The organism is Belnapia sp. AC561, from assembly GCF_979252845.1.
In genome coordinates this window covers 1-309 of record NZ_CEEDBP010000147.1, presented here as the reverse complement: position 1 = coordinate 309, position 309 = coordinate 1, and the positions used below count along the sequence as shown (strand labels likewise).

1 protein-coding gene is annotated in these 309 nt (G+C 45.6%); it reads left to right on the top strand.

Annotated elements, in window-relative coordinates; translation table 11 throughout:
* On the top strand, positions 1–309 hold a 309-nt coding region (locus AC0IW9_RS30505; RefSeq protein ID WP_471652059.1), incomplete at both ends, for an IMP dehydrogenase.

Below are 309 nucleotides of genomic sequence, written 5' to 3'. Positions count from 1 at the left end.
GTGTGGTAGATAAATTGAAAGAAGTTAAAGCAAAATATCCGGATTTACAGGTTATTGTTGGTAACATTGCAACCGGTGCCGCCGCTAAATTTTTGGCCGATGCTGGTGCTGACGCTGTTAAAGTGGGTATTGGTCCGGGTTCAATTTGTACAACACGAATTATCGCAGGCGTTGGCGTTCCGCAGTTATATGCGGTTTACGAATGTGCCAAAGCCTTAAAGGGAACGGGTGTACCTGTTATTGCCGATGGCGGTATTAAACATACCGGAGACATTGCAAAAGCAATTGCATCTGGAGCCAGCACCGTAA